Genomic DNA, 17,431 nt, shown 5'->3' with positions numbered 1-17,431 from the left:
TTCGGTTACGGCCTCTCCTCAGCTTTAGAATTCTGGTGGGGCGTCACAGATTCGAACTGTGGACCTACGGATTAAGGGTCCGCTTGTCAGCAGTAACCGGCTATCTCTAAGGGAGGGTTCCCTGTCCGCTTGGCCGATTAGCAGACAAAAAAATGCCACTCGAGAGGAGTGGCATTTTCGTATTATGGAGCCCAAATTGATCTAGAGTTGTGAGACAAATCTAGAAGTAAATGAGATCCTACAACATCACACGTCGATATTCTGCGCCCGCAGGGCGTTGCTTTCGATGAAGTTGCGGCGGGGTTCCACCAGTTCGCCCATGAGGGTGGTGAAGACTTCGTCGGCGCCGATGGCGTCGTCGATGCCGACCCGCAGCAGGCGGCGGACGTTGGGGTCCATGGTGGTTTCCCACAGCTGCTCGGGGTTCATTTCGCCCAGACCTTTGTAGCGCTGCTTGCTGATGCCCTTTTCCACTTCGTTGAGCAGCCAGGTCATGGTGCTGGCGAAGTCGGCGACGGCCATCTTCTTCTCGCCGCGCTGGATCAGGCCGCCGGGGCCGAAGAGGCCGTTGAGCAGTTCGGCGGTCTTGCGCAGCTGCAGGTAGTCGCCGGAGCGCAGGAAGTCTTCGTCGATGCTGCTGACCTTGCGGTTGCCGTGGTGCATCTTTTCCATGCGCACCTGCCAGCTTTCCTGGGCTTCGTTGTAGTGAGCGAAGACGTCGATGCCGTCGCTGGACACCTTGGCCAGCAGGGCGGCGCTGGCCTTGGCAGCGGCTTCGTCGTCCAGCTTCAGCTCCAGGTTGTGGTGCACCAGGGCGTGCAGCACTTCCGGGTTGATGTGGTTGGAGAGGCGGTTGATGACGGCCTCGGCCAGCAGGTATTCCCGGGCCAGGGATTCGAGGGCCGCGCCGCTGATGGGCTCGGCGCCCGCCCGGGGCAGCAGCTCGGTGCCTTCCATGGCCATTTGCAGCAGGAACTGCTGGTATTCGTGGTCGTCCTTCAGGTAACGCTCGGTCTTGCCGTGCTTGACCTTGTAGAGGGGCGGCTGGGCGATGTAGATGTGGCCGCGTTCCACCAGCTCGGGCATCTGCCGGTAGAAGAAGGTGAGCAGAAGGGTACGGATGTGGGCGCCGTCCACGTCGGCATCGGTCATGATGATGATGCGGTGGTAGCGCAGCTTCTCGGGCTTGTATTCGTCCTTGCCGATGCCGGTGCCGAGGGCGGTGATGAGGGTGGCGATTTCCTGGCTGGAGATGAGCTTGTCGAAGCGGGCCTTTTCCACGTTGAGGATCTTGCCCTTGAGGGGCAGGATCGCCTGGAACTTGCGGTCCCGGCCCTGCTTGGCGGAGCCGCCGGCGGAGTCACCCTCCACCAGGTACAGTTCGCACTGGGTGGGGTCCTTCTCCTGGCAGTCGGCCAGTTTGCCGGGCAGGCCGACGCCGTCCAGGATGCCCTTGCGGCGGGTCATTTCGCGGGCCTTGCGGGCCGCGTCCCGGGCGCGGGCGGCTTCGACGATCTTGCCGCAGATGGTCTTGGCGTCCACCGGGCGTTCCAGCAGGAATTCGGTGAGCTTGGCCGCCACCACTTCTTCCACCGCCGGACGGGCTTCGGAAGAGACCAGCTTCATCTTGGTCTGGGAGGCGAACTTGGGATCGGGCATCTTCACCGAGAGAACGCAGGCCAGACCTTCGCGCATGTCGTCGCCGGTGATTTCCACCTTGGCCTTCTTGGCGATCTCGTTCTCTTCGATGTACTTGTTGATGATGCGGGTCATGGCCGCCCGCAGGCCGGTGAGGTGGGTGCCGCCGTCAGACTGGGGAATGTTGTTGGTGAAGCACAGCACCTGTTCCTGGTAGGAGTCGTTCCACTGCATGGCCACTTCGACGCCGATGGTGACGCCGGTGTCGCCGACCTTGGCTTCGCCGGCGGAGTAAAAGATGCTGGGATGCAGGACGGACTTGGTGCGGTTGATGTATTCGACGAAGCTTTGCACGCCGCCGGCAAAGGCGAACAGCTCTTCCTTGCCGTTGCGCTGGTCCACCAGGCGGATGCTGACGCCGTTGTTGAGGAAGGACAGTTCGCGCAGGCGCTTGGCCAGGATTTCGTAGTGGAACTCCACGGTGCCGAAGATTTCGTCGTCGGCCAGGAAGTGCACTTCGGTGCCGCGCTTGTCGGTATCGCCCAGCACCTTGAGGGGGGAGACTTCGAAGCCGTCGCGCACTTCGATGACGCGTTCCACCGGGACGCCCCGGTTAAACTCGATGAAGTGGCGCTTGCCGTCGCGGCGGATGGTCAGGCGCAGCCACTTGGAGAGGGCGTTCACGCAGGAGACGCCGACGCCGTGCAGACCGCCGGAAACCTTGTAGGAGTTCTGGTTGAACTTGCCGCCGGCGTGCAGTTCGGTGAGGGCGATTTCGGCGGCGGAGCGCTTGGGCTCGTGCTTGTCGTCCATCTTCACGCCGGTGGGAATGCCGCGGCCGTTGTCGGTGACGGAGATGGAGTTGTCGGCGTGGATGGTGACGGTGATGTCGTCGCAATGGCCGGCCAGGGCTTCGTCGATGGAGTTGTCCACCACTTCGAAGACCAGGTGGTGCAGGCCGGTGCCGTCGGAAGTGTCGCCAATGTACATCCCCGGGCGCTTGCGCACGGCCTCCAGGCCTTCAAGGATCTGGATGCTGGATTCGCCGTAGGCGGGGGCCGCTTCCTGCGGGGTGTTCATTTGCGGGTTTTCTTCGCTCATTGTTCCTGTTCCACTTAAAACTGCAAAAGGTCCGCCGGGCGGCGGACCTTAGATCACGGCGTTCGGCGGCGATCAGATGCGCATGGGCATGACGACGTACTTGAAGCGGTCGTTGCCCGGCACGGTGATGAGGGCGCTGGAATTGGCGTCGTTGAAATTGAGGGTGACGGTGTCGCTGCTGACGTTGTTCAGCACGTCGAGCACGTAGCCGACGTTGAAGCCCACATCCAGGGAGTCGCCGGCGTATTCCACTTCCAGCTCTTCCTGGGCTTCTTCCTGCTCGGCGTTGGCGGCCATGACCTTGAGGCTGTTGCCCTGGAGCACCAGGCGCACGCCGCGGAACTTCTCGTTGGTCAGGATGGCGGCGCGAACCATGGACTGCAGCAGGGCGGTGCGGCCCAGCTCCAGGCTGTTCTTCAGGGTGGCGGGGATGACCCGCTCGTAGTCGGGGAACTTGCCGTCGATCAGCTTGGACACCAGCACCACGTTGCCGAAGGCGAAACGCACCTGGTTGGCGGAGAGGGTGATTTCCAGGGCGTCGTCGGAATCGGCCAGCAGGCGGTTCAGTTCGAGCACGGTCTTGCGCGGCAGGATCAGTTCCTGGCGGGGCAGCTCGGCTTCGATTTCCATGCTGGCGAAGGCCAGGCGGTGGCCGTCGGTGGCCACGGCGCGCAGTTCCTTGCCTTCGGTCAGCAGCAGCAGGCCGTTCAGGTAGTAGCGCACGTCCTGGGCGGCCATGGCGTACTGGGTCTGGGCCAGGAGCTGGCGGAACTGCTTTTGGGTGACGGAGAAGCGCTTGGCGTCGTCGTTGCCGATGGCCATGCGGGGGAAGTCGTCGGCGGGCAGGGTCTGCAGGGTGAAGCGGCTCTTGCCGCCGCGCACCAGCAGGCGCTTTTCTTCCAGCACCAGGCTGACTTCCGTGCCTTCGGGCAGGGAGCGCAGGATGTCCTGCAGCTTGCGGGCGCCGACGGTGACGGCACCGTCGCCTTCACCGCCTTCGGCGGCGGCGCTGGTGGTGATCTGGATTTCAATGTCAGTGGCCAGGAAGGTCAGGGCATCGCCCTTCTTTTCCAGCAGCACGTTCGACAGGATGGGCAGGGTGTGCCGCTTCTCCACAATGCCGGAGACCGATTGCAGCGGCGAAAGCAGCGTGTCGCGTTGGGTCTTGATTAGAAGCATAGAGATCAATCCTTAAAAGATAGTAGCGGCGCCAACTCTGTGGATAACTCGCGTTGATCCGATTATTGCAGAAGCCTGTGTTGCGAAAACCTGTTGCCTCCGGCTGCCCGCGCAAAAGGGCGGGTCACCGGGTGAAGCCTGGGAAAATCGGGGCTGCCCACGGCGAAACCTCGATTATCCACATTTCATCCCGGGAAAAAACCCGGGGCACGACATAAGTGCAGGCTTTTCAGCCTTTCAGGACCTGCAGCAACACGTGCAGGTCGTGGTTCAGTTCGTTGTCCTTGGCCCGCAGGGTGTCGATGGTGCGGACCGCATGCAATACCGTGGTGTGGTCCCGGCCTCCGAAGGCATCCCCGATCATGGGGTAGCTGTGGGGGGTCAGGTCCTTGGCCAGCCACATGGCCACCTGGCGCGGCCGGGCGATGGCCCGGGTGCGCTTCTTGGAATAGAGGTCGGCCACCTTGATCTTGTAGTACTCGGCCACGGTCTTCTGGATGTTCTCCACCGTGATCTGCCGGTTGAAGGCGCCGATGACGTCCTTCAGCGCGTCCTTGGCCAGGTCCAGTGCGATCTCGCGACCGTGGAAAAGGGAATAGGCCAGCACCTTCTTCAGGGCGCCTTCCAACTCCCGCACATTGGAGCGCAGGTGCTTGGCGATGAAGAAGGCCACTTCGTCGTCCAGGGCCACGCCCTCGGCTTCGGCCTTCTTCTTCAGGATGGCCACCCGCATTTCCGTCTCGGGTGGCTCGATCTGGACCGTCAGGCCCCAGTCGAAGCGGGTCACCAGGCGGTCGTCGAGGCCGTTGATGTCCTTCGGATAGGTGTCGCAGGTGATGATGATCTGCTTCTTGGCTTCGGTGAGGGCGTTGAAGACGAAGAAGAACTCTTCCTGGGTGCGGTTCTTGCCGTTGAAGAACTGCACGTCGTCCACCAGCAGCACGTCCAGGGACTTGTAATAGCGCTTGAAGACGTCGAAGGATTTCTGCTGGTAGGCCCGCACCACGTCCGAGTAGTAGTCCTCGGCGTGCACGTAGCGCACCACCTTGTCCGGATCGGCCTGCAGGATGGCGTTGCCGATGGCGTGGATGATGTGGGTCTTGCCCAGGCCGACACCGCCGTAGATGAACAGGGGGTTGTAGGAGACGCCCGGATTCTGGGCCACCTGCATGGCGGCAGCCCGGGCCAGGTCGTTGGCCTTGCCCACCACCAGGTTGTCGAAGGTGAAGCCGGGAATCAGCCGGGTCTTCTCGTAGCTGCTCTGGGGGCCGTTATTGCGGCGGGCGGCGGGAGCCGGTGCCGGGGCGGCGGCAGGTGCCGGGGCCATGATTCGGGGGGCGGCAGCGGGAATCTCGGCGGGCGCGGCTGCCGGCGCCGTGGGCCGGGCCACCGCCACGGCGGTGCGGCCGCCGCCGATGCCCAGGCTGATGGCGACAGGGGCGGAGAAGTGGCTGTGGGCCAGCTCCTCGATGCGGGACAGGTAGCGCTCCTTCACCCACTTCAGGATGAAGCCGTTGGGCGCGAGCAGGCGCAGGCCTTCGGCGAGGTTGTCCTCGCCTTCCAGCCGCAGGGGCTTGATCCAGGTGTTGAATTGCTGGGGCGGCAGTTCTTGTTCGAACTGGCTCAGACAGATTGACCAGAAACCGCTCATTACCTCAACCACTCGGAAACCGGACGCCGGGGGCGCCCCGTCAGCCGGGGACAAGTCCGGTTCGGAGGCCGCAGCCCCCGGGCCGGCAGGATGGGGCCCCGCAGGGCCCGACCCGGAAAATAAAAAAGCCTACGCTTCAATAGGCTGGGAACGGGGCACAGGCCAGGGCCGTGCCGCCGGGAATCGCGTGCTCCGGAAAAGGCGGCAGCGGGCTTGTTGCATTTTTACAATGGCGCTGCCGGCCAGAGCGAAGGCGCATTTTAGCCTGTCTGGGAAAAGTTATCCACAGGCCGGGGCGAATTTTCCCGGGGCGGCCAATCGTTTTGTTCTTGACAGCCCAGGGGTTAACCCATTCTAATTGCGCGTTTATCTTTCCCCAAGCATCAAGGACTTAAGACATGAAGCGCACTTACCAACCCTCCGTCGTCCGTCGCAAGCGTACCCACGGCTTCCTGGTCCGCATGAAGACCAAGGGTGGCCGCGCCGTCATCCGCGCCCGCCGCGCCAAGGGCCGCAAGCGTCTGGCCGTTTGATCGGACCTGACCTGCCCGGTAGCTCCGGGGAGGTGACGCCGGTGTCTGACGAGTCTCGACTCCAGGCCCCCCAGCGCTTTCCCTTCCCCAAGCGCTACCGCTTGACCAAAACGGATGAGTTTTCATCCGTTTTTGGTTTTCGGAGGGCCATAAAAGGCCCTTACTTCCTCCTGCACTGGCGTCTTTGCAGTCCGGAGGAGGCCCGACAGGGCGCCCGCCTGGGCCTGGTGGTCGGCAAGAAGCTGTGCCGTGCCTCCGTCGGCCGCAACCGGGTGAAGCGCCTTGCCCGGGAAGCCTTCCGCCTGCAGCGGCAGGATTTCCCGGCGGTGGATTTGATCCTGCGTCTGGGGGTTTCCCTGGACAAGGCCAAGCCGCGGCCGAGCAAGGCGGAAATGGCGGCCGAGATCGCCGGCCTGTTGCGGCGCCTCAGCCGTCGCCTGGCGGAACCCCGGGATGCCGGCAACCCGCCGCCCGCCGCAAACCCGGCAGCACCGGAGCCTCGGTAATGAAACGACTCAGAGCCCTCAGCATCATGCCGTTCCTGCTGCTGTTGCGCGTCTACAAATACGCCATCAGCCCCATGCTGGGTCGTAATTGTCGTTTCGAACCGAGCTGTTCCGACTATACTGCCGAGGCTCTGAAGAAGCACGGCGTGATCAAGGGGCTGTGGTTGGGCTCGCGGCGGCTGCTGCGCTGCCATCCCTTCCATCCCGGCGGTTACGATCCGGTGCCCTAAGTGGCTGCGCCACGCCGCGCCATGAATTCCAAAACCTGCAATCGATAGGCTGTGCATGGATAACCGTCGCCTGTTCCTGTTCCTGATCTTCGCCGTCTCCATCATCATGTTGTGGGACGCCTGGGTGAAACATAACCAGCCCAAGGATGTGCCGGCCACCGCCGCTGCCACCCAGGCCGGGGCCGCACCCGCTCCCTCCGCCACGCTGCAGTCCGGCGCTGCCGCCGTTGCCGCAGCCGTCGCCGCGCCGGCGCCGGTCAAGGCCGAGACCGTCACCATCACCACCGACCTGATGGTGGCCGACATCTCCACCCAGGGCGGCGATCTGGTGCGTCTCGAACTGCCCGGCTACAAGTCGGCCACCGACGAGAGCAAGCCCTTCCAGCTGTTCGGCGAAGACCACCGCTACAGCGCCCAGAGCGGCCTGATCGGTGACGGCCTGCCGACCCACAAGACCATGTTCAAGGTGCTGCCCGGCCCCCGCGAGATGGGCGACAGCAAGGAACTGCAGGTGCGCCTGGAAGCCGTGACCGACGGCGTCAAGGTGACCAAGGTCTATACCTTCCGCAAGGGCTCCTTCCTGGTGGATGTGGGTTATGAAATCCACAACGGCAGTGCCAAGGCCATCGCCCCCCACGCCTACTTCCAGCTGGCCCGGGACGACAAGGCGCCGGCCGGCGAGTCCTCCATGGTCAGCGTTTATACCGGCCCGGCCCTGTATACCGAGCAGGACAAATTCCACAAGCTGGCCTTCTCCGACATCGAGAAGGGCAAGGCCAAGGTGCCCCAGAACGCCGACAACGGCTGGGTGGCCATGGTGCAGCACTACTTCGTTTCCGCCTTCGTGCCCCAGGGCAAGTCGCCCCGCGAATTCTTCGTGCGCAAGGTGGAAGCTCCGGCCGACGGCAAGCCCGGCGTCTATTCCGCCGGCGTCATCGTGCCCGTGGCCCAGGTGGAAGCCGGTGCCCAGGGCAGCGTCAGCGTGCCCCTCTTCGCCGGTCCCCAGATCCAGTCCCAGCTCAAGCAGGTCGCCGAAGGCCTGGACCTGGTGGTGGACTACGGCTGGCTGACCGTCATCGCCGCGCCCATCTTCTGGGCCCTGGAGTGGATCCACAAGCTGGTGGGCAACTGGGGCTGGGCCATCGTGGTCCTGACCATCGCCCTGAAGCTGATCTTCTTCCCCCTCTCCGCCGCCTCCTACAAGTCCATGGCCAAGATGCGCCAGGTGACGCCGCGCCTGCAGCACATCAAGGAGCACTTCGCCGACGACCGCCAGCGCATGAACCAGGAGATGATGGATCTGTACCGCAAGGAAAAGATCAATCCCCTCGGCGGCTGTCTGCCCATCCTGATCCAGATTCCCGTGTTCATCGCCCTCTACTGGGTGCTGCTGGGCGCCGTGGAAATGCGCAACGCGCCGTGGGTCGGCTGGATTCACGACCTCTCCGCCCAGGACCCGTTCTACATCCTGCCGGTGATCATGATCGCCACCATGGTGATCCAGACCCGTCTCAACCCGACCCCGCCGGACCCCATCCAGGCCAAGGTCATGATGATGATGCCCTTCGTCTTCGGCTTCATGTTCTTCTTCTTCCCGGCCGGCCTGGTGCTGTACTGGGTGGTGAACAACGTGCTGTCCATCGCCCAGCAGTGGCAGATCACCCGCATGATCGAGGCTGGCGGCAAGGCGGCCAACGACGCCAAGGCCTGATGTCCGCGAAAAGGCCGCCTGAGGGCGGCCTTTTTTTCGTTAACGCTCCGGAATTCTCCCCGCCATGATGCCCCGCACCGACACCATCGCCGCCATTGCCACCGCTCCCGGCCGGGGCGGCGTCGGGGTCGTGCGCATCTCCGGCAACGGCCTGCTGCCCCTGGCCGAACAGCTCACGGGCAGGCTGCCCCGGCCGCGCCACGCCACCCTGGCCGATTTCCGCGCTGCCGACGGCAGCGTCATCGACAGCGGCCTGCTGCTCTTCTTCCCCAACCCATCCTCCTTCACCGGCGAGGATGTGCTAGAACTGCAGGGCCACGGCGGCCCGGTGGTGCTGCAGATGCTGCTGGCCCGCTGCCTGGACCTGGGCGCCCGTCTCGCCGAGCCCGGCGAATTCACCCGCCGGGCCTTCCTCAACGGCAAGCTGGACCTGGCCCAGGCCGAAGCCGTGGCCGACCTCATCGACGCCACCACCCAGGCTGCCGCCCGCAGCGCCGTGCGCTCCCTGCAGGGCGAGTTCTCCCGGGAGATCCGCGTCCTCACCGACGAGCTGATCGAACTGCGGGCCCTGACCGAGGCCACCCTGGACTTCCCGGAGGAGGAGATCGACTTCCTCAAGGCGGCCAACGCCTTCGGCCGCCTGGACAGCCTGGCGGCCAGGCTGGAGGCGGTGTTCGACCGGGCCCGCCAGGGCCGCCTGCTGCAGAACGGCCTGCACGTGGTGCTGGCCGGCCAGCCCAACGTGGGCAAGTCCAGCCTGCTCAACGGCCTGGCCGGCGACGAGCTGGCCATCGTTACCCCCATCGCCGGCACCACCCGGGACGTGGTGCGGGGCAACCTGCAGATCGAGGGCATCCCGCTCCATGTCATCGACACCGCCGGCCTGCGGGAGACGGAGGACGAGGTGGAGCGCCTGGGCATCGAGCGCACCTGGCGCGAGATCGAGAAGGCCGATGTGCTGGTGCTGCTGGCCGATGCCCGGGAAGGCATCGCCCATGGGGAAGAGGCCATCCTCAGGCGCCTGCCGCCGGACCTGCCGCGCATCACCGTCTACAACAAGATCGACCTCACCGACCGGGCGCCGGAGCGCCATGAGGAGCCGGAAGGAGGGGAGGGCTGCGTGGCCATTTCCCTTTCCGCCAAGAGCGGCGCCGGCCTCGACCTGCTGCGCCGGGAGCTGCTGCGCATCGCCGGCTGGCACGAGGCGGAAGACGTCTTCATCGCCCGGGAACGCCACCTGCGGGCCCTGGCTGCCGCCCAGGAGCACCTGCAGCTGTCGCGCCAGCGCCTGCCGGCCCTGGAGCTTTTCGCCGAGGAACTGCGCCTGGCCCAGAACGCCCTCTGCCACATCACCGGCGAGTTCACCGCCGACGACCTGCTCGGCGAAATCTTCGGCCGCTTCTGCATCGGCAAGTAGGCCCCGCCGGGCCAACCCCGGTGGCATTTTTCCTGGTCTAGAATGGGTTTTTCCCATTCCCAGCCGGAGGTGCTGCCGTGGCCATGCGTCTTTCTTCCCTCTCCCCCGCCGTCCTGGTCCTCTCCCTGGGGGCGGTGCACCTGTCGGCGGTCGCGGCCCCGGTCAGCTACGAAATGAACCTGCGCACCCTGTCCGGCCTCGGGGCCGGCGGCATGGGCGGGGTCATGGGCATGATGTTCGGCAGCAAGCCCGGCGCCAGCCGCAGCATGGACCTGCGCCTGACCAATCCGGCCGACCTGCCGCCCGACTACAGCGCCAGCCACCAGGTGCCCGAGACCATGGGCATCGGCCCCCTGCTGCCCCTCAAGGGCGAGCGGCGCAGCGGCGGCCAGGGCGGCGGCAGCGATGGCGAGGCCGATGGCCGGGTGCTCATCTACTGGGGCTGCGGCCCGGCCGTGGCCAAGGGCCAGCCCGAGATCCTGGATTTCCGCACCATGGCGGGCAAGGTCTCGCCCGAGGTCATGGCCATGGCCCGCCAGGGCCGCAGCATGGGCAAGGGCGGCCCGGGCGCCGGGGCGGACGGCCTGCCGCCCCGCTCCCTGCACTGGCCCGCCGGTGACCGGGACTTCAAGGGCCTGCCCGATGGCGCCTCGGCGGTGGGCGAGCATGTGGTCAAGGCCAGCTTCCTGACGCCGGACATCCGCTTCACCCTGGGGGCGGCCATGGATTTCCTCGAGCCCATCAACCTCAAGGCCGGCAATACCAACCTGCGCGGCGCCGTTCCCCTGAGCTGGGACGCTTCCTCCCGGGTGCGGGGCTACGATCTCAACGCCGTGGCCGCCAACGGCGACAAGGAGGTGGTGCTGTGGCTGGCGGCCCGCAACAAGAGCCCCATGCTGCCGGGCAGCCAGCGCGAATGCACCGTGCCCGAAGGCATTTTCGCCAAGGCCGAGATGGCCATGGTCTCCGCCGTGGCCCACGGGCCGAGCCAGGGCTTTGCCTATCCGCCGCAGAAGCCGGCGGAGAAGAAGCCCCTGGTGTGGAGCGCGGTGGTGCGGGTGACCGGCTACGACAGCCTGGCCCTGGGCCTGGAGCAGGCGGCCGGTGACGCGGCGGTGGAGTCGGCGGCTCCGGCCGGTGTCGGAGGGCTGCTGAAGGGCATCTTCGGCCGCTGATCCCGGGCGGGGGTGCCGCGGGACGCCCTTTCCGCTCCCCCACCGGCGCCCCCGGGCCGGCACCATCCTCCTCCGGCGCCCGCTCTTCCCCTGGGGGGAGGGGGCCGGGTATGATCCTCCGCTGGGTGTGAGCCCCCGCCGTCCCGGCGGCACTAATATAAAAAACGCAGTGGAGGAGTCATGAAACTGAACGCCCTGGTGGCGGCATTGCTGCCGCTCGCCTGTATTTCCCTATCCCGTCCCGCCCTGGCCGACCTCAATGTCGGCATTACCCTCTCCGCCACCGGTCCGGCGGCATCCCTGGGCATTCCCGAGAAAAACACCGTGGCCCTGCTGCCGGCCAGCATCGGCGGGCAGAAGGTCAATTACATCGTCCTCGACGACGCCTCGGACACCACGGCGGCGGTGAAAAACGCCAAGAAGCTGATCGGCGAGCACAAGGTGGATCTCATCATCGGCTCCACCACCACGCCCAACTCCCTGGCCATGATCGACACCGTGGCCGAAGCGGAGACGCCCATGATCGCCATGGCCGCCTCGGCCCGCATCGTCGAGCCCATGGACGAGAAGCGCAAGTGGGTGTTCAAGACGCCCCAGAACGACGCCCAGATGTCCACCGCCATCGTCGAGCACATGACCAGCAACAACGTGAAGACGGTGGCCTACATCGGCTTTGCCGACGCCTACGGCGAAGGCTGGTACGGCGAGTTCGCCAAGGTGGCGGAGGTGCGCAAGCTGGCCCTGGTGGGCAACGAGCGCTTCAACCGGGCCGACACCTCGGTTACCGGCCAGGTGCTGAAGCTGCTCGCCGCCAAGCCCGACGCCATCCTCATCGGTGCCGCCGGCACCCCGGCGGCCCTGCCTCAGAAGGCCCTGCGGGAGCGGGGCTACAAGGGGCCGATCTACCAGACCCACGGCGTCGCCAACAACGACTTCCTGCGGGTCGGCGGCAAGGAGGTGGAGGGCACCCTGCTGCCCAGCGGCCCGGTGCTGGTGGCGGCCCAGCTGCCCAATGACAACCCGGTGAAGAAGTCGGCGGTGGAGTACGTGGGCAAGTACGAGGCGGTGCACGGCAAGGGCAGCGTCACCGCCTTCGGCGGCTATGCCTGGGATGCGGGCCTGCTGCTGGCCCAGGCCGTGCCGGCGGCCCTGAAGAAGGCCCAGCCGGGCAGCAAGGAATTCCGCAAGGCCCTGCGCGACGCCCTGGAGGCGAGCCGCAACGTGGCCGGCGCCCACGGGGTGTACAACATGAGCGCCCAGGACCACCTGGGGCTGGACCAGCGGGCCCGGGTCATGGTCACCATTCAGGACGGAGCCTGGAAGCTGGTCAAGTAGTCGCAGGACAACATCACAGGGAGAACGCACCATGCAAGGAAGCTGGAGTATTCCCGGGGCCAGGTTGGGCGCATCGCTGCTCGGCCTGTCCCTGTTGTTCGCAGCACCCGCCCGGGCCGACCTCAACGTGGGCATCAGCGTCTCGGCCACCGGCCCGGCGGCGTCCCTGGGCATTCCCGAGAAGAACAGCGTGGCCCTGCTGCCGGCCAGCATCGGCGGGCACAAGGTCATTTACATCGTCCTCGACGATGCTTCGGACACCACGGCGGCGGTGAAGAATGCGCGCAAGCTGATCGCCGAGCACCGGGTGGACGTCATCGTCGGTTCCACCACCAGCCCCAATTCCCTGGCCATGATCGACGCGGTGGCGGAGGGCGAGACGCCCATGCTGGCCCTGGCCGCCTCCAGCCGCATCGTCGAGCCCATGGACGAGAAGCGGCGCTGGGTCTTCAAGCTGGCCCAGAACGATGCCCACATGGCCACCGCCCTGGTGGAGAGCATGACCAGCCAGCAGGTGCGCAGCGTCGCCTACATCGGCTTTGCCGACGCCTACGGCGAGGGCTGGTTCAACGAGTTCGCCAAGATCGCCGAGGCGCGCAAGCTGCGGCTGGTGGCCAACGAGCGTTTCAGCCGCAGCGACACCTCGGTCACCGGCCAGGTGCTGAAGGTGCTGGCGGCCAGGCCGGACGCGGTGCTCATCGGCGGCGCCGGCACCCCCGCCGCCCTGCCCCAGAAGACCCTGCGGGAGCGGGGTTACAAGGGCCTGATCTACCAGACCCACGGCGTCGCCAACAGCGACTTCCTGCGGGTCGGCGGCAAGGAGGTGGAAGGAACTTTGCTGCCGGCGGGGCCGGTGCTGGTGGCGGCCCAGCTGCCGGCGGACAACCCGATCCGCAAGGTGGCCCTGGACTATGTGGGGCGCTACGAGGCGGTGCACGGCAAGGGCAGCGTCTCCACCTTCGGCGCCCACGTCTGGGATGCGGGCCTGCTGCTGCAGCACGCCGTGCCCCTGGCCCTGAAGAAGGCCCAGCCGGGCAGCCCGGAATTCCGCAAGGCCCTGCGCGAGGCCCTGGAAAACACCCGGGACGTGGTGGGCTGCCATGGGGTGTACAACATGGGGCCGACGGACCATCTGGGCTTCGACCAGCGGGCCCGGGTCATGGTCAGGATCGACAACGGCGCCTGGAAGCTGCAGCCCTAGATCCGCCCCCGGCAAGAGAAAAGGCCCGGGCCGCCGAGGGGCGGCACCGGGCCTTTTTCATGTACCCCTGCCAGGAGGCAGGCGGGATGCGGCTGGCGGGGCAGGGATGGCGGAAACGGCCGTCCCTATTGCCTTTCAGGCCGATGCCTCAGGCGGTCTTTTTCCCGCCCAGGCCCAGATAGGTTTCGATCACCCGGGGGTCGTCGGCCAGTTCGTGGCTGGGGCCTTCCAGGGAGACCTCGCCGGTTTCCAGCACGTAACCGTAGTCGGCCACCTGCAGGGCGGCCCGGGCGTTCTGTTCCACCAGCAGGATGGAGACGCCGGTCTGCTTCAGCTCGGCGACGATGCGGAAGATTTCCTTGATGATGAGGGGGGCGAGGCCCAGGGAAGGCTCGTCCAGCATCAGCAGTTTCGGCTTGGCCATCAGGGCCCGGCCCATGGCCAGCATCTGGCGCTCGCCGCCGGACAGGGTGCCGGCGGCCTGGGTGCGCCGCTCCTTGAGGCGGGGGAAGAGGGCGAACACCTCCTCCATGGTCTGGGCGTGGTCCCGCAGGCCGCTGCGGTAGCGGTGGAAGGCGCCCAGCAGCAGGTTGTCCTCCACGCTCATCTCGGCGAACAGTTCCCGCTTTTCCGGCACCAGGGTCAGGCCCTGGCCGACCCGCTCTTCCACTTCCACATGGGCATCGAGATTGTGGCCGACGTAGGCCACCTCGCCCCGGTAGGGCAAGAGGCCCATCAGGGCGGAGAGCAGGGTGGTCTTGCCGGCCCCGTTGGGGCCGATGACGGTGACGATCTCGCCCTCGCGGATGCGCAGGCTGACCTTGTGCAGGGCTTCCACCTTGCCGTAGGCGACGCACAGGTCGCTCACTTCCAGCACGGGCTTGGGTTCGTGCGCGGCGTTCATCATTCCACTCCCCCCAGGTAGGCTTCCAGCACCGCCGGATTTTTCTGGATTTCCTCCGGCAGGCCCTCGGCCAGCTTTTCGCCGAATTCCATGACCACCACCCGGTCGGCCAGGCCCATGACGAAGTCCATGTCGTGCTCCACCAGCAGGATGCCCATGCCTTCGCCGCGCAGCTTGCGCAGCAGCTCGGCCAGGGCCTGCTTTTCCAGGTAGCGCAGGCCGGCGGCGGGCTCGTCCAGCAGCAGCAGGCAGGGGTCGGCGGCCAGGGCCCGGGCGATTTCGACGATGCGCTGCTTGCCCAGGGCCAGGCTGCCGGCGGCGTCGAACATGTGTTCGGCCAGGCCCACCCGCTCGATCTGGCGCGCCGCCTCGGCCAGCAGACGGGCCTCTTCGGCCCGCTCCAGGCGCAGGCCGGCGGCCAGGTAGTTGTGGCGGCCCCGCAGGTGGGCGCCGATGGCCACGTTCTCCAGCACCGTCATGCCCGAGAGCAGGCGCACGTGCTGGAAGGTGCGGGAGAGGCCGAGGCGGGCGATGTCCCGGGCCTCCAGGCCGGCCACCGGCTGGCCGAGGAAGCTGATGCGGCCTTCGCTGGGCGGATTGACGCCGGAAATGCAGTTGAACATGGTGCTCTTGCCGGCGCCGTTGGGGCCGATCAGGGCCATCACCTCGCCGGCCTGCACCGTCAGGGCCATGTCCTTGTTCGCCACCAGGCCGCCGAAGCGCTTGGTGACGCCTTCGGCCTGCAGCAGCACGGTGCCGGCGGCGGGCATCTGGCGCCGCGGCAGGGGCTCGGCGGCGGCCACGGCGTGGCGCTCCTGCTTTTGCGCCGGCACCAGGCGGGCGATGGCCGGCCACAGGCCGTTGCGGGCCCGGTGCAGGACGAAGATCATCATCAGGCCGAAGACGATCACCTCGAAGTTGCCGCTCTGGCCCAGCAGTTCCGGCAGCAGGTCCTGCAGCCACTGCTTGAGCACGGTGATGAGGCCGGCGCCGACCACGGCGCCCCAGACGTGGGCGACACCGCCGATCACCGCCATGAAGAGGAATTCCACCCCCTGGTTGATGGAGAACGGGGTGGGATTCACGAAGCGCTGCAGGTGGGCGTAAAGCCAGCCGGAGACGCAGGCATAGAGCGCCGCCACGGTGAAGATGACGATCTTGGAGCGGGCCGTGTTCACGCCCATGGCCTCGGCCATGACGGTGCCGCCCTTGAGGGCGCGGATGGCCCGGCCTTCCCGGGAATCCAGCAGGTTGCGGGTGGCCAGCATGGCCCCCAGCAGCACCACCCAGATCAGGTAGAAGAAGCTGCGGCTGTCCTTCAGTTCCAGGCCGAACAGGGATACCGCCGGGATGCCGGTCATGCCGGTGTGGCCCCCCAGCCATTCCAGGTTGCCGAAGAGGAAGTAGAGGCTGATGCCCCAGGCGATGGTGCCCAGGGGCAGGAAGTGGCCCGACAGGCGCAGGGTGATGAAACCGAGGCAGAGGGCGAAGGCCAGGGTCAGGCCCAGGCCGGCCAGCAGGGTCAGCCAGGGAGAGACGCCGTAGGCCGTGGTCAGGTAGGCCGTGGTGTAGGCGCCGAGGCCGACGAAGGCGGCCTGGCCGAAGGAGGTGAGGCCGCCGACGCCGGTGAGCAGCACCAGGCCCAGGGCCACCAGGCCGTAGAGGCCGATGTAATTGAGCAGGGTGACGTGGAACTCCGGCAGCCAGAGGGGGCCGGTGACGAGGAAGAGCAGGAAGGCGGCCAGGATGGCCCGGGCCGGGGAGAGCTTGGCTGACATCATTCCTCCTCCTCCTCGACGTGGTGGGAGGTGAGGGAGCGCCACACCAGCACCGGAATGATGAGGGTGAACACGATCACTTCCTTGAAGGCGCTGGCGTAGAAGGAGGAGTAGGACTCCAGCAGGCCCACCAGCACGGCGCCGAGGGCGGCAACGGGGTAGGAGGCGAGGCCGCCGATGATGGCGCCAACGAAGCCCTTCAGGCCGATGAGGAAGCCCGAGTCGTAGTAGAGGGTGGTCATGGGCGACACCAGCACGCCGGAGAGGGCGCCGATGAAGGCGGCCAGGCCCAGGGACAGCTTGCCGGCCATGGTGGTGGAGATGCCCATCAGGCGGGCGCCGGTGCGGTTGAGGGCGGTGGCGCGCAGGGCCTTGCCGTACACCGTGCGCTCGAACAGCACGTAGAGCACGGCGATGAGGGCGGCGGAGGCGAACAGGATCCACAGGGTCTGGTGCTGCAGCAGCAGGGGGCCGATTTCCAGGGCACCGTCGGAGAAGGGCTGGGTGCGGAAGCCCTCGGCGCCGAAGAAGACCAGGCCCAGGCCGATCAGGGTCATGTGCAGGGCCACGGCGACGATCAGCAGTACCAGGGAGGAGGCCTCGGCGATGGGCTGGAATACCAGGCGGTAGAGCAGGGGGCCCAGGGGCACGACGATGCCCAGGGTGAGCAGGATCTGCAGGGGCAGGGCGAGGGCCGCCAGGGCCTCCGCCTCCAGGCCGGAGATCAGGCCCAGCAGCACCAGGGGCAGGCCCAGGTTGCCGAGGACGATGCGGGGCAGGCGCTTCAGGTTGCCGCTCTTGAGGGCCAGGCCGCCGTCGATCAGGACCACGGCGATGCCGAGGATGACGGCCAGCCACACCGTGCCCGGCAGCTTGCCGGCCTGGATGGCGGCCAGGGTGAGGGCGCCGTAGGCGACGAATTCGCCCTGGGGCAGAAAGATCACCCGGGTGACGGCGAACACCAGCACCAGGGCCAGGGCCAGCAGGGCGTAGATGGCGCCGTTGGTGAGGCCGTCCTGGCCCAGGAGCAGAAGAATTTGCAGATCCATGAGTGCTTTCAACGCCGCGGCCC

At 66.6% G+C, this 17,431-nt stretch carries 14 protein-coding genes; 8 read left to right on the top strand and 6 right to left on the bottom strand.

The annotated features are described in order from the left end of the window. Nucleotides 1-246: 246 nt before the first annotated feature. The 3 genes from gyrB to dnaA form a co-directional block, all read right to left on the bottom strand. Nucleotides 247-2,739, bottom strand: a complete 2,493-nt coding sequence (gene gyrB / locus EV678_RS11425) for a DNA topoisomerase (ATP-hydrolyzing) subunit B (protein WP_130459613.1) — start codon at nucleotides 2,737-2,739, stop codon at nucleotides 247-249. 72 nt (nucleotides 2,740-2,811) lie between these two features. Further along, nucleotides 2,812-3,918, bottom strand: coding sequence for a DNA polymerase III subunit beta (gene dnaN, locus EV678_RS11420; RefSeq protein WP_014235938.1), 1,107 nt, complete (start codon nucleotides 3,916-3,918; stop codon nucleotides 2,812-2,814). 229 nt (nucleotides 3,919-4,147) lie between these two features. Further along, on the bottom strand, nucleotides 4,148-5,569 hold the full coding sequence (gene dnaA / locus EV678_RS11415) for a chromosomal replication initiator protein DnaA (protein WP_130459612.1): 1,422 nt from the start codon (nucleotides 5,567-5,569) through the stop codon (nucleotides 4,148-4,150). 398 nt (nucleotides 5,570-5,967) lie between these two features. Here dnaA and rpmH point away from each other — a divergent pair, with 398 nt between their 5' ends. From rpmH to EV678_RS11375, 8 genes are all read left to right on the top strand, one after another. Continuing rightward, nucleotides 5,968-6,102: a 50S ribosomal protein L34 gene (gene rpmH / locus EV678_RS11410; RefSeq protein ID WP_014235940.1), complete on the top strand. Its 135-nt coding sequence runs from the start codon at nucleotides 5,968-5,970 to the stop codon at nucleotides 6,100-6,102. 32 nt (nucleotides 6,103-6,134) lie between these two features. Then, a complete protein-coding gene (gene rnpA, locus EV678_RS11405) occupies nucleotides 6,135-6,608 on the top strand; it encodes a ribonuclease P protein component (RefSeq protein WP_083834010.1) in 474 nt (157 codons plus the stop codon). After that, nucleotides 6,608-6,838: a membrane protein insertion efficiency factor YidD gene (gene yidD / locus EV678_RS11400; RefSeq protein ID WP_014235942.1), complete on the top strand. Its 231-nt coding sequence runs from the start codon at nucleotides 6,608-6,610 to the stop codon at nucleotides 6,836-6,838. The genes rnpA and yidD overlap by 1 nt, the downstream gene beginning before the upstream one ends. Nucleotides 6,839-6,893: 55 nt before the next feature. Then, nucleotides 6,894-8,549, top strand: coding sequence for a membrane protein insertase YidC (gene yidC, locus EV678_RS11395; protein ID WP_014235943.1), 1,656 nt, complete (start codon nucleotides 6,894-6,896; stop codon nucleotides 8,547-8,549). Nucleotides 8,550-8,613: 64 nt separating this feature from the next. After that, nucleotides 8,614-9,966: a tRNA uridine-5-carboxymethylaminomethyl(34) synthesis GTPase MnmE gene (mnmE, locus tag EV678_RS11390; RefSeq protein WP_130459611.1), complete on the top strand. Its 1,353-nt coding sequence runs from the start codon at nucleotides 8,614-8,616 to the stop codon at nucleotides 9,964-9,966. 83 nt (nucleotides 9,967-10,049) lie between these two features. Then, a complete protein-coding gene (locus EV678_RS11385) occupies nucleotides 10,050-11,141 on the top strand; it encodes a hypothetical protein (protein WP_235832473.1) in 1,092 nt (363 codons plus the stop codon). A 180-nt stretch (nucleotides 11,142-11,321) separates the two neighbouring features. After that, nucleotides 11,322-12,476, top strand: a complete 1,155-nt coding sequence (locus EV678_RS11380) for an ABC transporter substrate-binding protein (protein ID WP_130459609.1) — start codon at nucleotides 11,322-11,324, stop codon at nucleotides 12,474-12,476. Between the two features lie 31 nt (nucleotides 12,477-12,507). Continuing rightward, the gene (locus EV678_RS11375) at nucleotides 12,508-13,677 is read left to right on the top strand and encodes an ABC transporter substrate-binding protein (protein WP_207222260.1); all 1,170 of its coding nucleotides are present in this window, start codon (nucleotides 12,508-12,510) and stop codon (nucleotides 13,675-13,677) included. A gap of 148 nt (nucleotides 13,678-13,825) precedes the next feature. On the opposite strand, the gene EV678_RS11370 is transcribed toward EV678_RS11375, so the two are convergent. From EV678_RS11370 to EV678_RS11360, 3 genes are read right to left on the bottom strand one after another with little or no spacing between them, the layout of a single operon-like run. Then, nucleotides 13,826-14,581, bottom strand: coding sequence for an ABC transporter ATP-binding protein (locus EV678_RS11370; protein ID WP_130459608.1), 756 nt, complete (start codon nucleotides 14,579-14,581; stop codon nucleotides 13,826-13,828). Beyond that, nucleotides 14,581-16,359, bottom strand: a complete 1,779-nt coding sequence (locus EV678_RS11365; RefSeq protein ID WP_412784076.1) for a branched-chain amino acid ABC transporter ATP-binding protein/permease — start codon at nucleotides 16,357-16,359, stop codon at nucleotides 14,581-14,583. Before EV678_RS11365 ends, EV678_RS11370 begins: the two co-directional genes overlap by 1 nt. Beyond that, nucleotides 16,359-17,408, bottom strand: a complete 1,050-nt coding sequence (locus EV678_RS11360) for a branched-chain amino acid ABC transporter permease (protein WP_014235950.1) — start codon at nucleotides 17,406-17,408, stop codon at nucleotides 16,359-16,361. The genes EV678_RS11365 and EV678_RS11360 overlap by 1 nt, the downstream gene beginning before the upstream one ends. Nucleotides 17,409-17,431: the final 23 nt, after the last annotated feature.

Origin of the sequence: Azospira oryzae, assembly GCF_004217225.1 — a bacterium.
In the GTDB taxonomy this organism is placed as follows: Bacteria; Pseudomonadota; Gammaproteobacteria; order Burkholderiales; family Rhodocyclaceae; genus Azospira; species Azospira oryzae.
The sequence above is the reverse complement of the archived record's forward strand: the minus strand, read 5'-3'. Positions and strand labels throughout refer to the sequence as shown.